1 pseudogene is annotated in these 584 nt (G+C 72.3%); it reads left to right on the top strand.

Annotation, left to right across the window (positions count from 1 at the left end):
- Positions 1-75 precede the first annotated feature (75 nt).
- Positions 76-584: pseudogene (locus tag IE226_RS43785) on the top strand (GNAT family N-acetyltransferase); the annotation flags it as partial.

The following is a 584-nucleotide window of genomic DNA, read 5'->3' as shown; positions in this document are numbered from 1 at the left end:
TGGCAGGACGACCGCACGCCGCTGCAACTTCATCCGGGAGACCTCGGCTGGGCCTGGGCGCTGGGTGCGGAGAGGTTGGCCGCAGCCGTTCGCACCTGGAGCGTGGACGGACGGATCATTGCCATCGGATACCTGGACGGCCCTGATGTGCTGCGTCTGACGACCGCGCCGGACCTGCGACAGGACGGTGGTCTGGCGCGCCGGCTGCTGGCGGACCTCGATGATCCGCAGCGCGGGGTCCTGCCGCCCGGGAAGGTCGCCCTCGAGATCCCCGACGGCGCCCTGCTCCGCGAGGTCCTCTTGGAGGCGGGCTGGCATCTGGACGAGCCGTGGACGCCACTGCGCCGCGACCTCGCCGAGCCGGTGAAGGACTCCGGCCTGCGGATCGAGGTAGCCGGTCCGGAGACGGCGGGGGTGCGGACCGCAGTGCACCGCTCGGCCTTCGGCAGCCAGAAGTTCTCCGAGGAAGTCTGGCACGTCCTCGCCGCCGGGCCGGTCTATGCCGACGCCCGCTGCCTGATCGGCTACGACGACCAGGACAACGCGGTGGCCGCGGCGACGGTCTGGTCGGCCGGGCCCGGCAA

Origin of the sequence: Streptomyces longisporoflavus (assembly GCF_014649775.1) — a bacterium.
In the GTDB taxonomy this organism is placed as follows: Bacteria; Actinomycetota; Actinomycetes; order Streptomycetales; family Streptomycetaceae; genus Streptomyces; species Streptomyces longisporoflavus.
This window is presented reverse-complemented; position numbering and strand designations above follow the sequence as displayed.